Here is a 21,683-nt window from a genome sequence, read left to right on the forward strand (position 1 = left end):
ACAACAAGGCACCTCGCCATGAACACCCCCACTCAAGAAGCTCCCGCCCAAAACGGCAAACGCCGCACGCGCCTGATCGCGCTCGGCCTCGCGGTCCTCGTCGGCGCCGGCCTCTACGGCAGTTACTGGTATCTGCATGCGCGCCACTTCGAGGAGACCGACGACGCCTACGTGGCCTCCGATCTCGTGCAGATCACGAGCGAAGTCGCCGGCGCGGTGACCGCGGTCTTCGTCGACGACACCCAGCACGTCGAGCGCGGCCAATTGCTGGTTCAACTCGACGATGCCGACGCGCAGGTCGCGATGGCCTCGGCGCAGGCCGAACTCGCGCGCACGGTGCGCCAGGTGCGCGGTGTGTTCTCGCAGGCCGATGGCCTGAAGGCGCAGATCAACGAGCGCCAGGTCGCGCTGCGCAGCGCGCGTGCGGATCTGCAGCGCCGGCAGAAGGTCGCCGCCGATGGCGCGGTGTCGGCCGAAGAACTGCAGCATGCGAAAGACCAGGTCGCGCAGCTCGAAGCCGCGTTGAACATCTCGCAGGAATCGCTGCGCACGACGCAGGCGCAGATCGTCGATACGCAGATCGAAACGCATCCGCAGGTGCTCGCGGCCGCGGCCAAGGTTCGCGAAGCCGGGCTCGCGCTGCGTCGCACCAGGATCGTCGCGCCTGTGTCGGGCACGGTCGCGCGTCGTGGCGTGCAGATCGGCGCGCGCATCGCGCCGGGCGCCGCGCTGATGGCGGTGGTGCCCCTCGATCGCGTCTGGGTCGATGCCAACTTCAAGGAAGTGCAGCTCGCCGGCATCCGCATCGGCCAACCAGTGGAACTGCATTCCGATCTCTACGGCACCGACGTGAACTATCACGGCAAGATCGCCGGCCTCGGTGCCGGCAGCGGTGCGGCGTTCGCGCTGCTGCCGGCGCAGAACGCCTCGGGCAACTGGATCAAGATCGTGCAGCGCGTGCCGGTGCGCATCGCGCTCGATCCGAAGGAGCTCGAATCGCATCCGCTGCGCGTGGGTCTGTCGATGACCGCGACGGTCGACCTGCACGACAGCTCCGGCCCGCTCGTCGCGACGCAGCTGCGCAGCGAACCGCAGCGCGTGACGATCAACGAGCAGCGTGACGCCGAAGTGCAGCAGCAGATCGCGCGCATCATCGCCGACAACGCCGGTAAAGCCGCGCTGTGAGCACGTCCGCCACCACTTCGGGGGCAGCACCGCAGGCGCAGGCGGCGCTTCCAGGCGGCCGCGCTCTGGTGGCGACCGCGCTCGCGCTCGGCACCTTCATGCAGGTGCTCGACACGACCATCGCCAACGTGTCGATTCCGACCATCGCCGGCAACCTCGGCACCTCGACCGACCAGGGCACCTGGGTCATCACGAGCTTCGCGGTCGCCAACGGCATTTCGGTGCCGCTGACGGGCTGGCTCATGCAGCGCTTCGGCGTGGTGCGCACCTTCGTCGTCTCGGTGCTGCTGTTCACGCTCGCCTCGTTCCTGTGCGGCGCGGCCTGGAGCCTGTCGTCGCTGATCCTGTTCCGCATCCTGCAGGGCGCCGTTTCGGGCCCGATGATTCCGGGTTCGCAGGCGCTGCTGATCTCGCTGTTCCCGCCCGAGAAAAAAGGTTCGGCGCTCGCGATCTGGTCGATGACCACGCTCGTCGCGCCGATCTGCGGTCCGATCCTCGGCGGGCACATCTCCGACGATTACTCGTGGCCGTGGATCTTCTACATCAACGTGCCCGTGGGCCTGTTCTGCGCCTTCGTCTGCTGGAACGGGCTCAAGCATCGCGAGACGCCGACGCGCAAGATTCCGATCGACAGCATCGGCCTGTCGCTGCTCGTGATCTGGGTCGGGGCGCTGCAGATCATGCTCGACACCGGCAAGGACCAGGACTGGTTCTCGTCGCCGGTGATCGTCGCCGAGGCGATCATCGCGGTCGTCGGCTTCATCGCGTTTCTGATCTGGGAGCTCGGCGAGAAGCATCCGATCATCGATCTGTCGCTGTTCAAGAACCGCAACTTCACGCTCGGCGTACTGGTGTTCTGCGTCGGCTACGGCGTGTTCTTCGGCGGCGTGGTGCTGCTGCCCTTGTGGATGCAGACCTGGCTCGGCTACACCGCGACCTGGGCCGGCCTGGTCGCCGCGCCGAGTGGTGTCGTCGCGGTGCTGCTGTCGCCGCTCGTGGGCCGCAACATCAGCCGCGTCGATCCGCGCATTCTCGCGACCATCGCCTTCATCGCCTTCGGCATTTCGTACTTCATGCGCGCGGGCTACACCGCCAACGCCGAGTTCATGGATTACGTGCTGCCGCTGCTCGTGCAGGGCGTGGGCATGTCGATGTTCTTCGTCGCCATGCTGACGATTCTGCTCGACGGCGTGCCGGACGCGCGCCTGCCCGCGGCCTCGGGGCTGTCGAACTTCCTGCGCATCACCGCGGGCGCGTTCGCGACCAGCATCACGACCACGTTCTGGGACCGCCACGCGGCCCTGCACCAGACGCGGCTCGCCGAGGCCACGAGCGCGGCCGACCCGCGCCTGCAGCAGGCGATGGGCACGCTGCAGGAGCGCGGCCTGTCGGAGGGCCAGTCGATCGCCGCGCTCGCGCGTGAGCTCGCCAATCAGGCCTACCTGATGTCGACGCTGGACTTCTTCTGGATCTGCGCCTGGATCTCGATCGCCTCGATCGGCCTGGTCTGGCTCACGCGGCGTCCGCGTGGCGGCGCGGCGGTGCACGCGGCGGCGGATTGAAAGCCGGGAGACGACAGACGCAGAGGCGACTTCGCCACTCATGCGACGCCGCGCGGGATTAAAGATTTCTTACTTCTTCCCGCGTCCGCCGTTCCGCGTCTTGCGCCGGTAGTAGCATGCCGGCGCGAGCGCTCCGCTCGGGATCGGGGCGCGGCATGAGGCGAGTGATGCGATCGATGGCCATGGCGCTGCTGGGCCTGGCGCTCGGCGCCTGTTCGGGCAATGCCGACGAGCTCCTTCCGGGCTACAGCGTCGGCGACGGCCAGGTGTTCGATGCCAATGGCGAGGCGATCCAGCTGCGCGGCATCAACCTGTTCGGCTTCGACAGCGCGATCCTGATTCCGCAATACCTCGACGTGATGGGCTGGAAGCAGCAGATCCAGCAGCTCAAGAGCCTGGGCTTCAACGCCGTGCGCCTGCCGTTCGTGCCCGAGACGCTGTATTCGACGAAAAGGATCGGCATCGACCTCGAGACCTTCGTCGAGCCGACGCTCAACGCCGACGTCATCGGCAAGACGCCGCTCGAATTCCTCGACCTGTGGCTGCGAGAGGCCGATCGCCAGGGCCTGTACGTGGTGCTCGATTTCCATTCGGTCGCCAAGGGCCGGCTCTACCCGCTCTGGTACAGCCTCGATGCCCGCGACTATGCGGCCGACGGCGCGGCGCCGACCTACAACGGAGCCGCCTACAGTGCCGACGACTGGGTGCGCGATCTGGTCTTCGTCGCCGAACGCTATGCGTACATGAGCAGGTTCGTCGGCATCGATCTCTACAACGAGCCCCACGGTCCCGCACGCTGGGGCGATGGCGATGCGAACTACGTCGCCGCGGCCGACTGGAAGCTCGCGGCCGAACGCGCGGCCAAGGCGGTGATCGAGGCGAACCCGCGCCTGCTCGTGTTCGTGCAGGGCATCTACCTGAACCACGACGGCATCGAAAACAGCGCGCTCGGCGTCAATTACGGCGAGAACCTGCAACCGCAGGCGTATCGGCCGCTGGCCATCGCAGCCGACAAGCTCGTGCTGTCGCCGCACAGCTATGGCCCCGACGCGGGCCACGCGACGCCCAAGCCCGAGTTCGCCGCTGCGGATTTCCCGGCCAACATGCCGGCCGCCTGGGAAACCTTGTTCGGGCAGTTCCAGGCCAGCGCCACGAGCACGGCGCCCTCGGCCAAGCACACGGTGATCCTCGGTGAATTCGGCGGCTACTACGGCCAAGGCCCGTCCGGCGAGCAGGACGTGGTCTGGCACGATGCGCTCGTCGACTACCTGATCGGCAAGCACATGCGCAGCGCTTTCTATTGGTGCTACACCCCGAACAGCGACGGCACCGGCGGTATCCTCGCCGACGATCTGAGCGTGCGCGAGGACAAGCTGGCGATGCTCAGGCGGCTGTTCGGAAGCTGAGCGCCCGGTGGGTTAGCGGCGCAGCCGCGTAACCCACCGATTGCCGAATTACTTCTTGCCGTAGACCAGCGGCCGCAGGTTCGAGACCAGCTCGCGCGCGTTGTACGACTCCACCGAGGCCGGCATCGGATTCTTGCCGATCAGGATTTCGAGCTCCGAGGTGTATTGCGTGCTCGTCGTCGGCGCGATGTTGCCGCTGACGTAGCCCGGCGAAGTCGTCACCACCGCGTCGCAGCGGATCAGGCCGCAGCGCTGATACACCGTGGTCTGCGGCGGCGAGATGAAGTCCGGACCACCGCCGAACTCGCGCGTGTCCTTGTCGGTGTTCTTGCCGACGATCTGGAACCAGTCGGCGCCATGCTGCAGCGCGAGCTCGCCAGCGCGCAGCAAGGCGTAATTGCGCGTGGTTTCGGCCGGCGTGATGTCGTTACCCTTGAACGTGATGCGGTAGCGATCGGCGGCGATCGCGGTTTCGGTATAGCCGAAACCGGCCTGCTTCTGCGCAGGCTGATAAGGAGTCTGGCTCGCGCAGCCGGCGAGCATGGCGACGGCGGCGGCAGCCGCGAGCAGGGACGAACGACGCGGGAAGGCAAGTGACATCATGGTCAACTCCTGATGCCGTCCAGTGACGGCGAGTGGCAGACTGCGCGCCTAGACTCGCGATATTCTCTGAAGACACCATGAAGACCGGGGGCGCGATCCCGAGTCATTCGCAGCCCGGGCCGAACTGGATTCATCGTCCCGGACTCATCATCCGGCCTGGCCGGCGCGGCCCTCGACTCGACCACGGCGGCTGATCGTGCGGTCTGTCATCGGCGACACTGCCCAACACCTCGATAAAGACCTCGATAAAGGATTTTTTCATGAGCACTCCCGCCTTTGGCGTCGGCACCTTCCGCCTCAAGGACCAAGTCGTCATCGACTCGGTGCGCAATGCGCTCGAGCTCGGCTACCGGCTCGTCGACACCGCGCAGATCTATGAAAACGAGGCCGAAGTCGGCCAGGCGATCGCCGAATCGGGCGTGCCGCGCAGCGAGCTGTTCGTCACCACCAAGATCTGGGTCGACAAGTTCTCGCGCGACAAGCTCGTGCCGAGCCTCGAAGAGAGCCTCGCCAAGCTGCGTCTGGACCAGGTCGATCTGACACTGCTGCACTGGCCCTCGCCGGGTGGCGCGGTGCCGCTCGCCGAATCGCTGAACGCGCTCGCCGAGGCCAAGGCGCAAGGGCTCACCAAGGCGATCGGCGTCTCCAACTTCACGATCGATCTGCTGCGCCAGAGCATCGACATCGTCGGCGTCGACAACATCGCGACCAACCAGGTCGAGCTGCATCCGTTCCTGCAGAACCGCAAGCTCGCCGCATTCGCCAAGGACGCGGGCATCCACCTGACCTCGTACATGACGCTCGCGGTGGGCCGCGTGATGCAGGATCCGGTGCTGCAGCAGATCGCCGAACGCCACCGCGCGACGGTGGCGCAGGTGACGCTGGCCTGGGCGATGAAGCTCGGTCATGCGGTGATTCCGTCGTCGACCAAGCGCGAGAATCTGGCGAGCAACCTCAAGGCGCTCGAGCTTGCGCTCGACGACCAGGACATGCAGGCGATCGCCAGACTCGACCGTGGCGAGCGGCTCGCGGTGCCGGCCAAGCTTCAGCCGCAGTGGGATTGAGCGTGCGCCGGGTCGCGCCGTAAAACTGCTAGCCGACGAGCTTCTTGCGCATTTCGTCGAGCTGGTCGCGCTCGTGCTGGGCCAGCTCGGGCCAGCGCAGATCGAGCCCGGCGAGCGTGCGTTCGATGATGTCGGCCACCGCCATGCGCATGTAGGACTTGCTGTCGGCTGGAATCGCGTACCACGGCGCCCACGAACGCGAAGTCTGGTTCAGCGCGTCCTCGTACGCGGCCTGGTAGTTCTTCCAGTGCTCGCGCACGAGCAGGTCGGCCGATTCGAACTTCCAGTTCTTCTCGGGCTCGTCGAGCCTCGCGAGCAGGCGCTTGCGCTGCTCTTCGGCCGAGACGTTGAGCCAGAACTTGAGAATCACCGTGCCGTTGTGCGCGAGATGCTTCTCGTGGTCGCAGATCGATTCGTAGCGCCGGTCGAACAGCTCGGCCAGCGGCGGCCGATCGGGCAGTCGCTGCGCTTCGAGAAACTGCGGGTTCACGCGCACCGCAAGCACTTCTTCGTAATAGCTGCGATTGAATACGCCGATGCGCCCGCGCTGCGGCAGGTGCTGGCTCGTGCGCCAGAGGAAGTCGTGGCTCAGTTCTTCTTCGGTCGGCCGCTTGAACGCATGCACTTCGCAACCCGAGGGATCGATGCCCGTGAGCACCGCGCGGATCGTCGAATCCTTGCCGGCCGCGTCCATCGCCTGAAAGATCAGCAGCAGCGAGTAGCGGCTGTCCGCGTACAGCACGCGCTGCAGATCGGAGATCTTCGCGACGTGCTGCTGCAGCCGGGCTTCACGCTCGCTCTTGCTGTCGAGCTGCAGCTTCTTCGCTGCGTTGGTATCGAGCCTGGAGGCGCGCAGACTGCCGTCGAACGGCACGAGATAGGGACTTTCGACGGCTTTTTGACTCGGATGACCCATGCGATCGGCTCGTGGCAGGCGAACGGCGATCTTGCCATCGCCGACGAAGCCGCTGTCTGAACGACCTCGCCTGCGAAACGATCAGGCAGCGGGCAGGCGCACGCGCGCACTGAGCCCACCGCCTTCGCGCGGACCGAGTTCGAGTTCGCCGCCGAGCCGGCGCGCGATGTCGGAGACGATCGCCAGACCCAGGCCCGATCCGCCCGCATCGAGATTGCGCGAGCGATCGCCTCGGTAGAACGGCTCGGTCACGCGCTCGATCTCGTCCGCCGCGATGCCCGGCCCCCGGTCTTCGACGCGCAGTTCGATCAGGCCGCGCCGTGAGAGCACGCTGATCTGCGCCGAGCCCGCGTACTTGAGTGCGTTGTCGACGAGGTTGTTCAGGAGCCTGGCCAGCGAAGCCTCGCGGGCGCGGACGTGCGCGGGCTCGGCGAGCTCGCCGAGCTCGATCGCCTGTGCCGGATCCGCATGCGCTGCGACCTCGCGACGCACGAGCGCGGACAGATCGACGATCTCCCGCGCGCCGGCTTGCGTGTCGTCCGCGCTGCGCGGTCTCGCAAGCGCGAGCGTGTCGCTGAGCAATTGCCGCATCTGCAGGATGTCGCGTTCGGCCGCGTTGCGCTGCTGCTCGTCCGGCAGGTCGTCGATGCGCAAGCGCAGCCGCGTGAGATAGGTGCCGAGATCGTGGCTGATCGCGGCGAACAGCTGCGCGCGGCCTTCGAGCAAGCCGTGTATGCGTTCGCGCATGCGCGTGAAGGCATCGAGCAGGCGCCGCACTTCGGGTGCGCCCTTGGGCGGCGGCGGTGGAATTTCGCCCGCGGTGCCGAAGCGTTCGACCGCCTCGACGAGTCGTTCGAGCGGCTGAATCTGGCGCTTGAGCGCCAGCAGGGAAAGCACGCCGATGACAAGCAGCACGAGCATCATCACCCGCACGAGCGGCCGTCCGAGCGTGGTCCGCAGCAGCGGACCACGCAATTCGACCACCGCGATCTGTCCGTCGCGCAGGCCGATGGCGATGCGCAGCGGGCCGCGAAAATCATCGTCCTCGCTCTTCTCGAATTCGGCTCGCACCGGGCGTTCGCCGAGCGCGTTGAGATAGCGCGCGGTCATCCAGGCGATGCGCGGCAACGCGAGCCCCTGCTCGGCTTTCGGCGGCCAGTGGTCTTGCAGGCTCACGCGCAGGTCGCCCGAGTTCAGCGCACGCAAGACCAGCGGCCGCTGCTCGGCCGGGGTGCGATCGAGCAGTTCGGCGATCGCGGCCATCTGATCGGGCAGCGGCAGGCGCGGGTTGTGGCCGGTATCGGCCTGCCGTTGCAGCTGGAAAACGCCGTACACGGTCACCACCGCGAGCAGCAGCGCGGCGCTCGTGAGCAGGATCAGTCGCAGCGCCAGCCCAGGCCGCAGCCACATCAGCCGCGCTCGACCGGAACCGTGAACAGATAGCCACCGTTGCGCACGGTGCGCAGCAGGGTCGGTTTCGCCGGATCGGGCTCGATCTTGCGGCGCAGGCGCATCAGGGCGACGTCGATCGAGCGATCGAACGCCTCCCAGCTGCGTCCCTTGGTGTAGTCCATGAGCTGGTCGCGCGAGAGCACGCGCTGCGGGTGATGGACGAAAGTGGCCAGCAGATCGTAATCGCCGGCCGACAGCTCGATCTCGACGCCGTCGTCGCGCATGAGCCGGCGCGCGGCGAGGTCGAAACGATAGCGGTCGAAGCGCACGAGCTCGGCGGTCGCATCGGCCACCGGCGTGGCCGGCTCGCAGCGGCGCAGCACCGCGCGGATGCGGGCGAGCAGTTCGCGCGGATTGAAGGGTTTGGCGAGGTAATCGTCGGCGCCGATCTCGAGACCGATGATGCGGTCGAGATCCTCACCCTTGGCCGTGAGCATGACGATCGGCAGATTGCTTCTGGCACGCACGCGCCGGCAGATCGACAGCCCGTCTTCGCCGGGCAGCATGAGGTCGAGCACGAGCAGCGCAGCGGGCTTTTCGGCCAGCGCGGCATCCATCTCGATGCCGTCGCGCACCCAGCGCACCGCGTAGCCGTCGCGCTGCAGGCGATCGCGCACGAGCGGGCCGATTTCGGCGTCGTCTTCGACCAGGAGCAATTCGGTCAGGGCGTACATGGGCGGATTTATACGGGAAGACGCGGCGCGCCGAATGAAGCTGTAACCCGCCGTAACACGATCTTACGGTCCGTCGTGCGCCGGTGATCGCGCCGAAACCGCGGGAGCGCATCGTGATTCCACCGGCCGCGACGGCCATCACAGGAGTTCCCGATGACGTTCAGAACCCGCCTCGCTTTCGCCGCTTCCATGCTGGGCCTGGCCAGCCTGGCGCCGCTGCCGGCCATGGCCCAGATGCCGATGGGCGACATGGCCGGAGCCGACAAGGACGGCAACGGATCGATCAGCACGCAGGAAGTGCGCGATGCCGCGGCCCAGCAGTTCGCTCGCCTCGATCACGATCACAACGGCTCACTGAGCCAGGCCGAGTTCGTCGATGCGCGACTCGAAATGTTCTCCACGCTCGATGCCAACGGCGACGGCGAGATCGAGCGCAGCGAAATGCGCCAGGCCGCGATCGCCGCGCGCAAGAAGCGCTGATACGCGCTGACCTTTCCAACCACCGGAGCCGATCCCATGACACTTACATTCTCGCAGCAAAAAACCGCGACTCCCGTTCGCAATCGCCTGGCCCTGCTCGCCGGTGCGATCGCAGTCGGACTGGCTTTCTCGAGCATCGCCGATGCACGCGAGCGCAATCGCTCGGTGAGCCGCGAAACGGCGGCCGGCTCGTTCAGTCGCCAATCGCAGGTTCAGGCCGGCCCGGGCTATCGGTCGGCCACGCGCTCGCAAAGTGGCCCCAACGGCGCCTCGCGCAGCGTCGAGCGTGGCCATGAGGACGGCAGCCGCTATCGCGAGATCAGCGGCACCACCGCATCCGGCGACGACTGGAGCCGCAGCCGCAGCGCGAGCATCGAAGACGGCTCGCTGAGCCGATCGCGCAGCGTCACCGGCCCGGACGGCGCCAGCGCGGGCAGCAGCGTCAGCGTGAGCCACGATGAAACCGGCGGCAGCCGCAGCGTGTATCGCTACGGCCCCAACGGCAGCGTGAGCCGCGAAACCTCGCACGAGCACTGACGGAAAGTCCTGATCGAGCGCCGCGGGCGCACGCAGCCCGTACGAGACGCGGAGCGCGGCAGCTTGATCAGGTTTCCGGGCACTGCACTTCCCGGGCGGGATGAGGCCTGCGTCCGCATCCCGCCTTCACCTGGACGGAACCTCGCCATGTCGATCGATACCTTGCTGCCGCAGCACCGGCCCGGTGGGCTGTTGCCGTTCTTCATGCTGTTCGCGCTGCTCGAAATGCTGTGGCTGCATCGCCGCGCCGAAGCCGGTCGCGGCTACGATTGGCGTGAAAGCGGCGCTTCGGCTGCGATCGCGCTCGGCAACGCGCTGATCCGTCCGTTCACGGCCGCGCTGCTGTTGCCGCTGTTCGACTTCGTCTACGAACATCGCCTGTTCGACTGGAAACTCGATGCGGCCCGCTTCGTGCTGCTGCTTGTGGCGGTCGATCTGGCCTACTACGGCTTTCACCGGGCCAGCCATCGCGTGCGCTGGCTCTGGGCCACCCATTCGGTGCATCACTCGACCACGCGCTTCAATCTGTCGGCGGCCTATCGCCTCGGCTGGACCGATCTGCTCGCCGGTGCCTGGCTGTTCGTGCTGGGCTTCGTCTGGCTCGGCGTTCCGCCCGCAGCCGCCACCGGCGCGCTCGCGCTGAACCTGCTGTTCCAGTTCTTTCTGCATACCGAAGCCGTCGGCCGGCTGGGCCCGCTCGAATGGGTCTTCAACACGCCGACGCATCATCGCGTGCATCACGCCTGCAACGAGAGCCTGCTCGACAAGAACTTCGGCGGCGTGCTGATCGTCTGGGATCGCCTGTTTGGAACCTACGCCGCAACGCCAGAGCACGAACCGCTGCGCTTCGGCCTCGGCGGCGCATCGGTCAGCCACAACCCGCTGCGGATCGCCTTCGGCGAATGGCGGCGCCTGCTGACCGACATGCGCAAGGCCGGTAGCCTGCGACGGGCCCTGCGGCAGGCACTGGCCCCGCCCGGCTAGCGATCAATCCCCGCGGTGCCACGGCCGCGCTGCCGGCTTGACGGCTTCGCAGCGCTCCCTTCCTGCCGCGGAGGAGTCGCAAAAGTACTGCGCACGAAATCGGCGAACGCGCGCACGGCGATCGAGGCCTGCCGATGGCCCGGATACACCACGTGCACGCCCGCGATCGGCGGACGGAATTCGCCGAGGATCTTCACCAGTTCACCGCGTGCGATCGCGTCGCCGACGATGAAGGTCGGCAGGTGCGCGATGCCGATTCCGGCGCAGGCCGCGTCGCGCAGGATCTCGCCGTTGTTGCTGCACAGACGGCCGTTGACGGCGACGAGCTTGCGCTTGCCCTGCACCTCGAAGCTCCATTCGACATGGCGCTTGTGCCCGTACGGCAGGCATTCGTGCTGGCGCAGGTCGTCGGGTTTGAGCGGCCGGCCTCTGCGGCGCAGGTAGTCCGGGCTGCAGCAGGTCGCCATCTCCATCATCGCCACGCGCGTCGCGATCAGCGAAGAGTCGGGCAGTACGCCGATGCGGATGCCGACGTCGTAGCCTTCGGCGACGAGATCGACGGTCCGGTCGTTCAGGTCGAGCTCGAGCATCACGTCCGGATACGCGCTCAGGAAGCGCGGAATCGCCGCGCTCAGGTGCATGGTTCCGAAGGTCATCGGCGCCGAAACGCGCAGGCGCCCACGCGGAGCCTCGTTGTGGCGCGAGATGGCCTGTTCCATGCCGTCGACTTCCTGCACGAGCCGGCTCGCCTGCTCGTAGTACGACTGTCCGGCTTCGGTCATGCGCAGCGCCCGCGTGGTGCGAACGAGCAGGCGCACGCCGAGCCGCGCTTCGAGCGCGATGAGCCGTTTGCTGACGAACTGCTTGGACAGGCCGAGCTTGTCGGCCGCGGCGGTGAAATTGCCCGAGTCCACGGTCTGGACGAACAGGCGCATGTCTTCGAGCTGGTTCATCGTCTATCCGCCATTGTCCACTCATCGGCGACAATCAGTCGCTTCTCAACCGGTTTTTCGGATCATAGAGCGACATTACGATGGCCTCAATGGAGCTCGCACCGAGCGCCCGACTCGAAAGGAGAATCGCCATGCAGATCACCCAGGCCAACGACCGCGGCTACGCCAATCACGGCTGGCTCAAATCCCGTCACACGTTTTCGTTCGGCGGCTACTACAACCCCGAGCAGATCGGCTTCTCGGACCTGCGCGTGATCAACGACGATCGCGTCGACGGCGGCGAAGGCTTCGGCACGCATCCGCACCGCGACATGGAAATCTTCTCGTACGTGCTCGAAGGCGCGCTCGCTCACCGCGACACCATGGGCAACGGCTCGACGATCCGTCCGGGCGACGTGCAGATGATGAGCGCCGGCAGCGGCGTGGCGCACAGCGAGTTCAACGGCGACAGCGACGAGCTCGTGCACTTCCTGCAGATCTGGATCGTGCCGAACGTGCGTGGCGCGACACCTCGCTACGGTGAACGCAACTTCAGCACCGACGACAAGCGTGGCCGCCTGCGCCTGATCATCTCGCCCGAAGGCGACGAAGGCTCACTGGAAGTGCGCCAGGACGTGAAGGTCTACGCCGGCCTGTTCGACGGCGCCGAAACCGCCACGTTCACGATGCCCGAGAACCGCTACGCCTACGTGCACGTGGCCCGCGGCGAAGTCGAGCTCAACGGCCAGAAGCTCGTCGAAGGTGATGGCGTGCGCATTCGTGAGTCGCAGGCGCTGAGCTTCGCCAACGGCCGCGACAGCGAGGTGCTGCTGTTCGATCTGCGTCCCTACGAACTGCCGGGTCTGCAGTAAGCGGTGGCAGCTGCTTTCTCCATCGAGGCGGAGTCCTCGATGGAGAAAGCTTCCAAGCAGGTGGCGCATTCAGATCAAGGGGCTGGACATGATCGAGTCGAATCTTCGGACGCCGTATGCAGCGAGCAACGCCCACCGGGTCTTGTCCCGCGACACACTCGAACGCTTCGCACGCGATCTCGCGGCGCGAAACCAGGCGATCGACGACAGCGAGCACCGCTGGGTCGCCCTGCACTTCGCGAGCGCCCTGCTCTCCGCGCTCGAGCATCCGGGCGAACAGGCTTTCATCGAGCAGATGCTCGTGACCCTGCGCATGCATGTGGCGGAGCCGCCCGAGCTCAGCCGTCGCCCGGTCAAGAGCGGGCTCGCGCACTGGCAGGAGCTGCGGGCAAAAGCGCTGCTCTCGGGCCGGGACTCGAACGAGGCGACCATCGCGGATGCCGCATCCGCTTGCCGGCTCTCGCGCAGCCATTTCAGCAAGGCCTTCAAGCAAACCACCGGCCGATCGCCGCAGTGCTGGCTGTTGGAATACAAGATCGAAAAGGCCAAGGCCCTGCTGCTCGACGGCATGGCGATCGCCGACGTCGCCGATGCCTGCGGCTTCGCCGATCAGAGTCATCTGACTCGGGTGTTCACCCGCGTCGCCGGCCTGCCGCCGGCCCGCTGGCGCCGCAATCGCGGCTAGCCGTCGCCGCCTCCCTAATCAACAAAAGCGTTCATATCGGACCAGACCGCCCACAGCCCGCCTCAATCCTGATAAAACGTGGCGAAGCACCCGCCATCGCCAGGAGCCGATGCGATCCATGAACGAAGAAAACAAGATCCGGGCAGCAGCCGATCTCGTCGTCGAGCTCAACAAGGAAGTCGAGGCCGCAAGCCATGCGGCGACCGACGAGCCCTCGCTCGCGAAGGCGCGCGAAATTCTCAGACAATGGATCGACGGCACCAAAGGCGTCGTCGTCAACCCGGCGATGGGCCGCGTCACCGTGATCCACGAAAACGGCCAGGCCTCCACGGTCGCATCGTCGGCGCTCGCGTTCCAGCTCAGCGCGGCGAACATCACGCAGATCAGCTAGCGCTTGCAAAGCGCTGCTGCGCCCGCATCATCAGTGCATCGAGACGTGATCGAGAGCAACTAGTCATGGCAACCGGTTGGGCACGTGAAGGCGCCGTGCAGGATCAGATCGACGCCACCGTCGGCGATGCGGTGGCGCGCGCACGCAGCGGACTGGCTTCGGGCGAAAGCCTGACTCACTGCGCCGAATGCGGCGACGAGATTCCGCTGCGTCGCCGGCAGGCCATCGCAGGCGTGCGGCTTTGCGTGAACTGCCAGCAGGAACAGGACGACCAGGCGCCGGTCTTCAGCGGCTACAACCGCCGCGGCAGCAAGGACAGCCAGCTGCGTTGAATCAGCGTTCCAGGACGTAATCGATCGCCGCGCAAACGGCCGCTACCTGCGCGGCGATGCACTGCTCGGGCGTGGCCGACGGACTGTCCGGATACACCTCCGTCGTCGTCTTGTAGGCGGCCCGCGTGATTCCCGCGCACAGACCGAGCCGTTCGAGCGGATACTCGATCACGCCCGGCGCGACCATGGGCGAACCGATGATCTCGCCCTTGCTGTCGGGCGGTGCGATATGCGTGATCTGCGCAACGGCCGCGAGCACCGCGCGCTGAAACGCCGTCTGCGGATTCGCGCTGTCGTCGACCAGATAGAAGCCATCCGGAATTTCGCCAGGCTCGTGCACGACGCCGTCGCGCGCGGCGAGCGCCGGACGAAATTCGGTTTCGTCGGTATCGGTGGTCTCGTGCAGGTCGACATGCAGCCGCACGCGATCGCGATACGGCGCGACCAGCCGCATCAGCGCGGCCGACTCGGGCGCCGGGCTGTCGGCGAAGAACGATCGATTCGGATCGATCGCATCCGGATTCCAGCGCTGGATCACTTCGTAGGCCCAGGGACTCACGCACGGGGCGACGAGCAGGTTCACGCGGCCCGCATAGTGCGCCGCATGCCGGTCGATGAAGCGCAGCGCGCCGTGGACACCGCTGGTTTCGTAACCGTGCACGCCACCGGTCACGAGCACGACGGGCAGCGCGTCGTTCCAATCGCGGCTCCTGATCGCGAACAGCGGATAGTGCTGCGCATCGGCGTCGAGGCGGCCGTATTCGATCACATCGAAGCGCGCGCGAAAGGTCTCGATCACGCTCAGGACATCGTCGGCGTAGCTGCGCTGGCGCCGCTGCCGGGCGCGCCAGGCCGAGATTTCCGCCGCACCCCAGGGCATGCCTGGAGTTCCGATCGGGTAGTGGTCGCCTGAATTCACATCGCTCTCCTGAAATGGACTGCCCGGTCAGGATTGAAACACGAGCCGCGCATCGGACTCGCAATCACGAAACACGCGCCATGAGTGTCGGCTTGTCAGCCCGGCACATAGCGGATAGATTTCAGCCATCAAAGCTAACGATCGTTAGGAAGCCTCCGGGCGGCTTGGTGAGACTGAGGCCGCCGCACCGATGACAGAACATGCCCATCAGAACCTCCCTCCTCTCAACGCTGTGCGCGCTGCTGGCGCTCGGCCACTCGCACGCCGCGGCGGCACAAGCTTCGACGACGCGACTGCTCTACGACATCCTTGATGGAGACAAGCGCGTCGGCCAACTCGAGGTCTCGCTGGAGCCGTCGCCGCGAGGCTTGATCGCACGCCAGCGCGGCCAGCTCGAGCTTCGGCGAATGATGTTGTCGGCGAAGCTCGAGCAATCGGTCGAGGAACGCTGGCAGGGCCAGAGCCTGCTCGCCCTGAGCTCGGAGACGCGCTCCGACGTGGCGGTCGGCGCGTCGAAGAAATCGCTCGCGGTGACGCGTGAAACCTCGGGGACGCTTCGCGCCACCGTTGATGGGAAATCGCACGAGCTACCGCCCGACGCGCTGCCCTTGAGCATCTGGTCGGGCCGCACGCTGACCGAAGGCCCGCACTTCAATCTCGCCACCGGCGAGGTCATCGAGCTCAAGGCGAATTCATCAGCGAAATCCGATCCGCCGCGGATCGTTCGCTACGAGGGCGAAGAGTGTCGGCACCGCCGCTTCGAAAGCGTGAACGGAAGCAAACGCAGCACGGTCGCGGCCTGGCTCGGGCATGACGACATCGTCTGCCGGCTGAGCATCGCCTCCGGTCGCGACGTCTTGACCTACGTGCGTGTGCAGTGAGAGGACGGAGCCACGATGTCTCTCCATCTCTGCCAGCACTTTCCAAAGCAGTTGCTAAGGGCTTACCCCACAATTCAGCCCAGCCCGTGTTGAGGTAATGGTTCAGTTAAAGAAACTGCTGTCGGAGATCGAGCGGGTCTGGAATGAAAACTTCCGGATCGACGTGTACGCGCGTCGTATCGTCGGCTGGCGAGCCTCGACATCGGCGCGGACAAGCCGACTTTGCCAGGCTGCTCGGCGTGAGTTCACTCACGGTATACAACATAGAGAAGGGAAACACGCCGCGGCAGAAAACGCTTGAAGCGTTTGGCAGAACGGCTTTGTTAGGAAAACGCGAGGCTAAGACAAAGCTTCAAGCCCTCAAGGCGTCCGCATAGTAGACGAATGGTGCTTGGTGTCGGCTGCCCGCTTTCAGCCCAAGCAGCCGGGCGGCAGCTGTGATCTGGCTGCCAGATAGCTGACATTCATGAGGAGGTGAGAGCGGTCGCGCTCTTTACTCTTCATGGGCTGCGCAGCACGTTTAGGAAGGCGATCTGGTAGCCAAGATTTTGAGAAAGGGCCGGCTCAAAATAAGGATCGAAGTGGTTGGCATCTAGCGTTTCGAGTTTGATCTGTGGCTTTTTGAGAGCCCGGATTTTTTCTTCGACGAAGGGCGCCACCGTATCTCGTGTTGCTCCTACAATCAGAAGTGGAATAGGCACTTCCTTCAAGCTTTTGAATGGTCGATACAGACCCATCGTGAGGAGAGAACGCGCGGCCACCCGATTATCGTATTTACCTGCTTCGGGACCGCCGTTCTCGACCATCGCCTGCAATCCCTTCTGCAAGGCTTTCGCCGCGCCATCCCGATCCATGCTGGACCACTCTCCGGGCGGCGCTATGACTGGTAGGTAGATGGGCCGTCTTCCGCAGAACAGATCTCTAATTGCTGCCCAGCCGAAGCGTAGGAGGCGTGGAAACGGCACCGCCTTCACCGCCGCCATTCCATCCAGCATCGGAACCTGGGCGATGGCACCCAAGAGTTCAGGATGTCGCGCGGCGATCCTGACAACGTGTCCACCGCCGAAAGACGTTCCCCATAGCACGATGCTGCGTGCATCGATTTGCGGCTGTGCGCGCAAATGTTCCAGGGCGTTTTCAACATCGCGCTCTCGATGCCAAGGATTGATGACGTTACGGATCGTACCTTCGCTCGCTCCCCAGCCGGGATAATCGAACGTCATGACCGCGAAACCGGCTTCGTTGAACGGGGTATAGAAGGGCAAGGTCAACGCATCTTGTATCCCACCCCAGCCGTGAACCATGAGGATCGCTGGGAATGGACCAGCACCGTCTGGAAGGTGAAGAGTAGCGGCGCACTGGACGTTGTTGCTTTGGAAGTGCGAGACGAAGATTTTGATTGCCACGGCGCTTATCTTGAATGTCGATCAAGAGACGTTATCACCGCCTTAAATGGCGTTCAAGAGATCATATAATCAGTGCCGAGTGGCGCTTTGGCCACTCGTTAGATTGAGCAGCCAATGCCACGCAATAAGGTTCAGCAGGACTCCAACGAGAAGCGCGCTGAAATCCTGGACGCCGCCCGAAAATTGTTTATGGAGGTAGGTTATGAAGCTACCTCGATGGCTGCGATTGCCACATCCGCAGGAGTCGCAGCCAATACCATCTACTGGTACTTCAAGGACAAAGACGAGCTACTGATCGCCGTCCTCGATGCAGAATTGGAGCAGGGATTGACGGCACTCCGCCGTAGATCCGCCGCGGACCCGCTGGGACGGCTTCTCGCGACAGTGAATCAACTACAGCAAGCCAGCCATCTTGTGGCGACCGTCCATGCTCGGATGTTGACATCACCCAGCATCAACGCTTGGCATGACCGTTTCCACAGGCTGAGTGAAGACTTGATCCTGGCTGAACTTCGAGAGGCGGGCGTTTCTCCTACGAAGGCAAAGTCTCTGATGAAGATTTGGGTATTTACAATCGAAGGCCTTCTTGCTCATTCGATGACGGATGCTGAGAAGCGCGAGATCTGCTCGGCACTCGTCAGCGCAGCTGCGGCGCACGGGAACCTCGTTGCACGTACATTCGGGCGTCGTCTCTGAAGACTGTGCTGGCGCCGAGAAGCTGTCGATTGCGAGCGGCCGGAGTTGGCACATAGCTGCCGGCGGAGCATTTTGATGCAGGTATTGCGGGAAGCGGCTGAGCTTCTGCTCCTCTGAACGCCAGCATAGTGCCCGCCTCAGTGCCGCGCGATGCGCCGCAGATCGGCAAGCGACTGATCAGCCGCCGGCTTCGGCGAGGGCCCAATCGCGAGCTATATGAGTTGTCGGATGGCGTCGATACGCTCGTCCGGCACGTCGACCAATAGCGGAAGGGCGCTCATCCAGCTTCCCTAAATCGGCAGGCTGGTCCACGTGCACGTTTCAAACTTTCGTTCAATTTCCGCGCACACAATGTGTGCAATAAACCAATTCCCGAAAAATGAGCAAAGCAAATAGCTCGTCAGAATGGACGTTTTTTATCCATATAACGCTGACTTTCTGTCGCTATCTCAGTCCGATGTAAATGATTTTCCGCGCACTGGTGCGACCGTAAATCCATTACAACGTCCGCTTCTAGAGATGCAGAAGTCGCCTACGCTCACTGCGGTATACGCTGAGCATCATAGCTCCGAAATACAGCAGTGCGACAAGCGCAGCCCATGGCATGGCCGTTCGCACTTGATCGAGCGCTCCGTTCAAGACTTGGTTAATGGGCGACGGACGGTCGATGTCTGGAATCAGTAGAGCCGAGAGCAAGACGCCAGCTGGTATCAGTAGGGTTGCCCAGGCGGCAATCACGAGCTTGGCGGAAATGGAAAGCACCGCGCAGAACTCATACAGGGCGTCTTTTACTGCATCGAGCATCACAGAACTCCTTCTGTCAGATAGCAACCATCGAACTGCCGGACCATCCGCATTAGCTGGTATGGCATTCCCGAGAGCACCAGTAGCAGCCATTGGACTGGTAGTAGTGAACCTTGGCGGCGCGAACCGCTTCACGGCAGTTGCTGTGAAAGCCCAGCGCCAGTTGATTTGAGGGAATTGGCAGGAACGCGCAGGTCTGTTTGTGAACCTCGTGGTCACCGTTCGCCTGGGCCTGCTTGTTGACGTAGTAGTAATCCATGGCAGCCTCTGGCTAGCGCGACTTGTTGGACTGGGAGAGAACGGAAGCGGCCAGGTCCTTGGTGTTCTCCGAGTACTTATCGGAGCGCAGCACGGCCGACGCGACCTTTTCCATTTCGGCACTCGTTTGTTTTGCCCCTGCGCGCTGAGACAGAGCGGAAGCCGCCAAGCTCTTTGCAACCTGGGACTCGCCTCGGCTCCGCAAAGTCTCGGATGCCTGGCTGCCAACCCTCGTAGACGTCTGTTTGGTGTTCTTCGACATGAAACGCTCCTATGTCTTCCGCATACGACCTGACAGCCGGCATTGACCCTGCACGGCCTACGGTGAGACAGTTCCGTCTCACTTGAGAGACAGTCTGGAATATGACTGTCTCGTTTGTCAAACACTAATGTCTTACAGAAGAGACGAGGGTTATGGATTTTTCTGCCGTAGAGAGCCTCGCCGTGCGCATCCAGGAGAAACGCGGCGGCATGGGCATTCGGGAAGCCGCCAAGCAGGTGGGGGTTAGTCCCGCAACGCTTTCAAGGGTCGAAAATAAGAAAATTCCTGATTTGGAGACGTTCGAGAAGATTTGCCAATGGTTGGGCGATGACCCGTCGCTATACCTTGGAATCGCCGCCTCGGCGAAGACGATCCCGTGCGCACAGGTTCACTTCAAGAAAGGCAGTGCCATTGAGTTCGACAGTGCTAAGGCGCTAGCCGACATGATCCTCCTCACGCACCAAGCGCTGCGTGAAGAGGACGACGCTATCTAAGTTCAGAGTCGATCATGGCTTTTGAACGAGGGTTCAAGACCTGGTGCGAAAAGTACGCCGCGAAAAAACGCGCCGAGCTTGGATTGAGGCCCAGCGACCCGCTCGACCCATTCCATCTCGCAAAAAATCTCCGAATCCGTGTGTGGACACCGAACGACGTGCCCGGCATCACGACTGAGATGCTCGCTGTTTTGCTGCGCAACGACGGCAAAACGCCGAGCTGCTGGTCCGCGTTAACCGTGGTCGTCGGGCAGAAAGTGGTCGTGATCCTAAACAGCTCGCATTCGCCGGCACGCCAAGCGAGCGATCTCATGCATGAGCTGGCCCACCGAATCCGCGAGCATAGGGCTCAAGAGGTCGAAGTCTCAGCTGCTGGTCTCATGCTGCTGAAAGATTACGACAAGGTCCAAGAAGAAGAGGCCGACTGGCTATCGGGCTGCCTTCTGTTGCCCAGAGAGGCCCTCATCTCAATTAAAACCCGCCGGCTCGACGCCCAAACGGCAGCCACAACATTCGGCGTCAGCCAGCGCATGCTGAACTACCGTCTTGCAATGACGGGCGTTAATAGGCAGTTCGCGTAGAGCACAGCCTCTACGGGGCACGCTCCTCGTCATCGCGCACAGACTGCATTACCACGGAGAAAGTGCTTTTTGCCTTGTGAGAGCTGCAACCAACGCGCCGCATCAGTTCATCAACAAAGCTTTTCCTCGTTATCGGAATGCCAGCCTTTCTCCAGCGCTTCACTATGCGCCGCGCGGACTTCAACGTCGTGACTTCGCGGCTACGCTTCCGATCGTAAATCCCCTTGCGCTTCTTGGTCGCGTGCGACTTCAGCAAATCATCAGCATAGAAATAAAGCATCCCAACCGGGATGCCGACACGTTGTGCAAGTTCTTTGACGGTGATTCCGCTGGACGTACTGACCTCGGTCAATACCGACGCCCTGATAGAAACGGGATCATGTCGACGAAGCGGTCGAGACCGGGTCGGAACATAGACTGCAGCGGACTTGAACGGCAACGGTAGCTGACCAGATGCTAGAACTGGGTCCAGCAACGTCGCAGCCGGTGATGCTCCGACGCTGGCACATACCCGCAGCCACGAGCTTAGTCTCGGCCTGTTACGGCCACGCACCCACTGCGCCAGTGTATCGAATGGAAGCTGCGTCGCATCAGCCAGTGATTGCACCGTTATCTTTCTAGAGCGGACTAAAGCAGCGAGAAAAACTCTGCACTCTCCGCCATGAGATCGAACAGCGAGATCAGATCTTGCCGATAGAAGTGCCCCGATCTCTACAGATAGCCATCTCTGATACGCATCAGCAGGAGAGTCGCCGAAGCTACGATTCACTTCAACGACAAGCGACGCTGCGCAACTCGCGCACCTGTCGAGCGCCGACGTAGTAAGCAGGGGCTGACCCTGCCCACATTGTGGGCAGATATCTATCAATGGCGTGCCGTGCTCTGCGCATATTGTGATATCAGTTATTTGCCAGATCAGCTTGTCATGCAGAATCTCATCGCGCGCGCGCTGGCTTTTGTAGCACTCCGAACACCAATGCCGGGTTAGCTTGATGGCCCCGGTGCTGTTTTGAGAGAAAAACTTCCCCATGTCCGCAAGACAAGCCTGGTTCAAATTCGCAGTGACGTTCACCCATTGCAACGTGCGCAGAACCCTGTCCTGCTGAATGCCATAAGAATTCAGAACTCGAGCATCTCCATTCCTCATTACGATAAATGCCTTCGGCATGCTGTTGAAGTTGCTCAACACGCTGAACATCTTCGGAATCGAAACCCGATGCTCGCGGCATAGTCGCGAGAGGTAACTGGTCAAGGATTCCACGAGAGGGCTATCCGAACACATCAATGGCAGGTTGTAGAGTCGCAGG

The 21,683-nt window shown here is 63.6% G+C and carries 26 protein-coding genes; 15 read left to right on the plus strand and 11 right to left on the minus strand.

Annotated elements, in window-relative coordinates:
• Positions 1–18: 18 nt before the first annotated feature.
• The 3 genes from AC3WUM_RS06960 (at position 19) to AC3WUM_RS06970 (ending at position 4,153) form a co-directional block, all read left to right on the plus strand.
• Positions 19–1,185 carry an HlyD family secretion protein gene (locus AC3WUM_RS06960; protein WP_492409472.1) on the plus strand — a complete coding sequence of 389 codons (1,167 nt, stop codon included), beginning with the start codon at positions 19–21 and terminating at the stop codon, positions 1,183–1,185.
• Positions 1,182–2,747, plus strand: coding sequence for a DHA2 family efflux MFS transporter permease subunit (locus AC3WUM_RS06965; protein WP_492409473.1), 1,566 nt, complete (start codon positions 1,182–1,184; stop codon positions 2,745–2,747). The genes AC3WUM_RS06960 and AC3WUM_RS06965 overlap by 4 nt, the downstream gene beginning before the upstream one ends.
• Positions 2,748–2,914: 167 nt before the next feature.
• Positions 2,915–4,153 carry a glycoside hydrolase family 5 protein gene (locus AC3WUM_RS06970; protein ID WP_492409474.1) on the plus strand — a complete coding sequence of 413 codons (1,239 nt, stop codon included), beginning with the start codon at positions 2,915–2,917 and terminating at the stop codon, positions 4,151–4,153.
• Between the two features lie 48 nt (positions 4,154–4,201).
• Here the strand turns inward: AC3WUM_RS06970 and AC3WUM_RS06975 are convergent, their stop codons facing one another.
• Positions 4,202–4,756, minus strand: coding sequence for a CC0125/CC1285 family lipoprotein (locus AC3WUM_RS06975; protein ID WP_492409475.1), 555 nt, complete (start codon positions 4,754–4,756; stop codon positions 4,202–4,204).
• Between the two features lie 260 nt (positions 4,757–5,016).
• On the opposite strand from AC3WUM_RS06975, the gene dkgB reads away from it, so the two are divergent.
• A complete protein-coding gene (gene dkgB, locus AC3WUM_RS06980; protein ID WP_492409476.1) occupies positions 5,017–5,820 on the plus strand; it encodes a 2,5-didehydrogluconate reductase DkgB in 804 nt (267 codons plus the stop codon).
• A 28-nt stretch (positions 5,821–5,848) separates the two neighbouring features.
• On the opposite strand, the gene AC3WUM_RS06985 is transcribed toward dkgB, so the two are convergent.
• The 3 genes from AC3WUM_RS06985 to AC3WUM_RS06995 form a co-directional block, all read right to left on the minus strand.
• On the minus strand, positions 5,849–6,736 hold the full coding sequence (locus tag AC3WUM_RS06985) for a PPK2 family polyphosphate kinase (protein ID WP_492409477.1): 888 nt from the start codon (positions 6,734–6,736) through the stop codon (positions 5,849–5,851).
• An 81-nt stretch (positions 6,737–6,817) separates the two neighbouring features.
• Complete coding sequence (locus tag AC3WUM_RS06990; protein ID WP_492409478.1) at positions 6,818–8,146, minus strand: ATP-binding protein; 1,329 nt, start codon at positions 8,144–8,146, stop codon at positions 6,818–6,820.
• A complete protein-coding gene (locus AC3WUM_RS06995) occupies positions 8,146–8,862 on the minus strand; it encodes a response regulator (RefSeq protein ID WP_492409479.1) in 717 nt (238 codons plus the stop codon). The genes AC3WUM_RS06990 and AC3WUM_RS06995 overlap by 1 nt, the downstream gene beginning before the upstream one ends.
• Positions 8,863–9,015: 153 nt before the next feature.
• On the opposite strand from AC3WUM_RS06995, the gene AC3WUM_RS07000 reads away from it, so the two are divergent.
• The 3 genes from AC3WUM_RS07000 to AC3WUM_RS07010 all read left to right on the plus strand — a co-directional run bounded on the left by AC3WUM_RS07000 (position 9,016) and on the right by AC3WUM_RS07010 (position 10,863).
• On the plus strand, positions 9,016–9,342 hold the full coding sequence (locus AC3WUM_RS07000) for an EF-hand domain-containing protein (protein ID WP_492409480.1): 327 nt from the start codon (positions 9,016–9,018) through the stop codon (positions 9,340–9,342).
• A 36-nt stretch (positions 9,343–9,378) separates the two neighbouring features.
• Positions 9,379–9,879, plus strand: a complete 501-nt coding sequence (locus AC3WUM_RS07005) for a hypothetical protein (protein WP_492409481.1) — start codon at positions 9,379–9,381, stop codon at positions 9,877–9,879.
• Between the two features lie 147 nt (positions 9,880–10,026).
• Positions 10,027–10,863, plus strand: coding sequence for a sterol desaturase family protein (locus AC3WUM_RS07010; protein WP_492409482.1), 837 nt, complete (start codon positions 10,027–10,029; stop codon positions 10,861–10,863).
• On the opposite strand, the gene AC3WUM_RS07015 is transcribed toward AC3WUM_RS07010, so the two are convergent.
• Complete coding sequence (locus tag AC3WUM_RS07015) at positions 10,860–11,816, minus strand: LysR family transcriptional regulator (protein WP_492409483.1); 957 nt, start codon at positions 11,814–11,816, stop codon at positions 10,860–10,862. The two genes, AC3WUM_RS07010 and AC3WUM_RS07015, sit on opposite strands and share 4 nt — an antisense overlap.
• Before the next feature lie 131 nt (positions 11,817–11,947).
• Here AC3WUM_RS07015 and AC3WUM_RS07020 point away from each other — a divergent pair, with 131 nt between their 5' ends.
• From AC3WUM_RS07020 to AC3WUM_RS07035, 4 genes are all read left to right on the plus strand, one after another.
• Entirely contained in the window at positions 11,948–12,667 is a 720-nt protein-coding gene (locus AC3WUM_RS07020; protein WP_492409484.1) for a pirin family protein, read from the plus strand.
• Positions 12,668–12,809: 142 nt separating this feature from the next.
• The gene (locus AC3WUM_RS07025; RefSeq protein ID WP_492409485.1) at positions 12,810–13,352 is read left to right on the plus strand and encodes a helix-turn-helix transcriptional regulator; all 543 of its coding nucleotides are present in this window, start codon (positions 12,810–12,812) and stop codon (positions 13,350–13,352) included.
• Positions 13,353–13,470: 118 nt separating this feature from the next.
• On the plus strand, positions 13,471–13,743 hold the full coding sequence (locus AC3WUM_RS07030) for a hypothetical protein (RefSeq protein ID WP_492409486.1): 273 nt from the start codon (positions 13,471–13,473) through the stop codon (positions 13,741–13,743).
• Between the two features lie 65 nt (positions 13,744–13,808).
• Positions 13,809–14,075: a DksA/TraR family C4-type zinc finger protein gene (locus tag AC3WUM_RS07035; protein WP_492409487.1), complete on the plus strand. Its 267-nt coding sequence runs from the start codon at positions 13,809–13,811 to the stop codon at positions 14,073–14,075.
• Position 14,076: 1 nt separating this feature from the next.
• On the opposite strand, the gene AC3WUM_RS07040 is transcribed toward AC3WUM_RS07035, so the two are convergent.
• Positions 14,077–14,955, minus strand: a complete 879-nt coding sequence (locus AC3WUM_RS07040; protein ID WP_492409567.1) for a M14 family metallopeptidase — start codon at positions 14,953–14,955, stop codon at positions 14,077–14,079.
• A 239-nt stretch (positions 14,956–15,194) separates the two neighbouring features.
• Between AC3WUM_RS07040 and AC3WUM_RS07045 the strand changes: the two genes are divergently transcribed.
• Positions 15,195–15,875: a DUF6134 family protein gene (locus AC3WUM_RS07045; protein WP_492409488.1), complete on the plus strand. Its 681-nt coding sequence runs from the start codon at positions 15,195–15,197 to the stop codon at positions 15,873–15,875.
• A gap of 500 nt (positions 15,876–16,375) precedes the next feature.
• On the opposite strand, the gene AC3WUM_RS07050 is transcribed toward AC3WUM_RS07045, so the two are convergent.
• Positions 16,376–17,281 carry an alpha/beta hydrolase gene (locus AC3WUM_RS07050; protein ID WP_492409489.1) on the minus strand — a complete coding sequence of 302 codons (906 nt, stop codon included), beginning with the start codon at positions 17,279–17,281 and terminating at the stop codon, positions 16,376–16,378.
• 114 nt (positions 17,282–17,395) lie between these two features.
• Here AC3WUM_RS07050 and AC3WUM_RS07055 point away from each other — a divergent pair, with 114 nt between their 5' ends.
• Positions 17,396–17,977, plus strand: coding sequence for a TetR/AcrR family transcriptional regulator (locus tag AC3WUM_RS07055; protein ID WP_492409490.1), 582 nt, complete (start codon positions 17,396–17,398; stop codon positions 17,975–17,977).
• A gap of 513 nt (positions 17,978–18,490) precedes the next feature.
• Here the strand turns inward: AC3WUM_RS07055 and AC3WUM_RS07060 are convergent.
• Genes AC3WUM_RS07060 through AC3WUM_RS07070 form a run of 3 tightly spaced genes read right to left on the minus strand, consistent with a single transcriptional unit; the run spans position 18,491 to position 19,301 of the window.
• Complete coding sequence (locus AC3WUM_RS07060; protein WP_492409491.1) at positions 18,491–18,781, minus strand: hypothetical protein; 291 nt, start codon at positions 18,779–18,781, stop codon at positions 18,491–18,493.
• 52 nt (positions 18,782–18,833) lie between these two features.
• Positions 18,834–19,040, minus strand: coding sequence for a hypothetical protein (locus AC3WUM_RS07065; RefSeq protein ID WP_492409492.1), 207 nt, complete (start codon positions 19,038–19,040; stop codon positions 18,834–18,836).
• A gap of 12 nt (positions 19,041–19,052) precedes the next feature.
• A complete protein-coding gene (locus tag AC3WUM_RS07070; RefSeq protein ID WP_492409493.1) occupies positions 19,053–19,301 on the minus strand; it encodes a hypothetical protein in 249 nt (82 codons plus the stop codon).
• Between the two features lie 152 nt (positions 19,302–19,453).
• Between AC3WUM_RS07070 and AC3WUM_RS07075 the strand changes: the two genes are divergently transcribed.
• Together AC3WUM_RS07075 and AC3WUM_RS07080 are read left to right on the plus strand one after the other, a co-directional pair.
• Complete coding sequence (locus AC3WUM_RS07075) at positions 19,454–19,795, plus strand: helix-turn-helix domain-containing protein (RefSeq protein ID WP_492409494.1); 342 nt, start codon at positions 19,454–19,456, stop codon at positions 19,793–19,795.
• Positions 19,796–19,809: 14 nt separating this feature from the next.
• A complete protein-coding gene (locus AC3WUM_RS07080) occupies positions 19,810–20,376 on the plus strand; it encodes an ImmA/IrrE family metallo-endopeptidase (protein ID WP_492409495.1) in 567 nt (188 codons plus the stop codon).
• Between the two features lie 10 nt (positions 20,377–20,386).
• Here the strand turns inward: AC3WUM_RS07080 and AC3WUM_RS07085 are convergent, their stop codons facing one another.
• Positions 20,387–21,637 (minus strand): TniQ family protein, encoded by a 1,251-nt coding sequence (locus tag AC3WUM_RS07085; RefSeq protein ID WP_492409496.1) that lies wholly within the window; start codon positions 21,635–21,637, stop codon positions 20,387–20,389.
• Positions 21,638–21,683 lie beyond the last annotated feature (46 nt).

The organism is Hydrocarboniphaga sp. FW305-C-57 (assembly GCF_058783045.1).

Excerpts from the sequence above, each read along its gene's own strand:
- AC3WUM_RS07000 (WP_492409480.1), top strand. The coding sequence starts at position 9,016 with ATGACGTTCAGAACCCGCCTCGCTTTCGCCGCTTCCATGCTGGGCCTG.
- AC3WUM_RS06995 (WP_492409479.1), bottom strand. The coding sequence starts at position 8,862 with ATGTACGCCCTGACCGAATTGCTCCTGGTCGAAGACGACGCCGAAATC.
- AC3WUM_RS07055 (WP_492409490.1), top strand. The coding sequence starts at position 17,396 with ATGCCACGCAATAAGGTTCAGCAGGACTCCAACGAGAAGCGCGCTGAA.
- AC3WUM_RS07030 (WP_492409486.1), top strand. The coding sequence starts at position 13,471 with ATGAACGAAGAAAACAAGATCCGGGCAGCAGCCGATCTCGTCGTCGAG.
- AC3WUM_RS07035 (WP_492409487.1), top strand. The coding sequence starts at position 13,809 with ATGGCAACCGGTTGGGCACGTGAAGGCGCCGTGCAGGATCAGATCGAC.
- AC3WUM_RS07070 (WP_492409493.1), bottom strand. The coding sequence starts at position 19,301 with ATGTCGAAGAACACCAAACAGACGTCTACGAGGGTTGGCAGCCAGGCA.
- dkgB (WP_492409476.1), top strand. The coding sequence starts at position 5,017 with ATGAGCACTCCCGCCTTTGGCGTCGGCACCTTCCGCCTCAAGGACCAA.
- AC3WUM_RS07020 (WP_492409484.1), top strand. The coding sequence starts at position 11,948 with ATGCAGATCACCCAGGCCAACGACCGCGGCTACGCCAATCACGGCTGG.
- AC3WUM_RS07010 (WP_492409482.1), top strand. The coding sequence starts at position 10,027 with ATGTCGATCGATACCTTGCTGCCGCAGCACCGGCCCGGTGGGCTGTTG.
- AC3WUM_RS07060 (WP_492409491.1), bottom strand. The coding sequence starts at position 18,781 with ATGCTCGATGCAGTAAAAGACGCCCTGTATGAGTTCTGCGCGGTGCTT.
- AC3WUM_RS07080 (WP_492409495.1), top strand. The coding sequence starts at position 19,810 with ATGGCTTTTGAACGAGGGTTCAAGACCTGGTGCGAAAAGTACGCCGCG.
- AC3WUM_RS07065 (WP_492409492.1), bottom strand. The coding sequence starts at position 19,040 with ATGGATTACTACTACGTCAACAAGCAGGCCCAGGCGAACGGTGACCAC.
- AC3WUM_RS06990 (WP_492409478.1), bottom strand. The coding sequence starts at position 8,146 with ATGTGGCTGCGGCCTGGGCTGGCGCTGCGACTGATCCTGCTCACGAGC.
- AC3WUM_RS07040 (WP_492409567.1), bottom strand. The coding sequence starts at position 14,955 with ATGCCCTGGGGTGCGGCGGAAATCTCGGCCTGGCGCGCCCGGCAGCGG.
- AC3WUM_RS07045 (WP_492409488.1), top strand. The coding sequence starts at position 15,195 with ATGCCCATCAGAACCTCCCTCCTCTCAACGCTGTGCGCGCTGCTGGCG.
- AC3WUM_RS07075 (WP_492409494.1), top strand. The coding sequence starts at position 19,454 with ATGGATTTTTCTGCCGTAGAGAGCCTCGCCGTGCGCATCCAGGAGAAA.
- AC3WUM_RS06970 (WP_492409474.1), top strand. The coding sequence starts at position 2,915 with ATGCGATCGATGGCCATGGCGCTGCTGGGCCTGGCGCTCGGCGCCTGT.
- AC3WUM_RS06985 (WP_492409477.1), bottom strand. The coding sequence starts at position 6,736 with ATGGGTCATCCGAGTCAAAAAGCCGTCGAAAGTCCCTATCTCGTGCCG.
- AC3WUM_RS06975 (WP_492409475.1), bottom strand. The coding sequence starts at position 4,756 with ATGATGTCACTTGCCTTCCCGCGTCGTTCGTCCCTGCTCGCGGCTGCC.
- AC3WUM_RS06960 (WP_492409472.1), top strand. The coding sequence starts at position 19 with ATGAACACCCCCACTCAAGAAGCTCCCGCCCAAAACGGCAAACGCCGC.
- AC3WUM_RS07015 (WP_492409483.1), bottom strand. The coding sequence starts at position 11,816 with ATGAACCAGCTCGAAGACATGCGCCTGTTCGTCCAGACCGTGGACTCG.
- AC3WUM_RS07005 (WP_492409481.1), top strand. The coding sequence starts at position 9,379 with ATGACACTTACATTCTCGCAGCAAAAAACCGCGACTCCCGTTCGCAAT.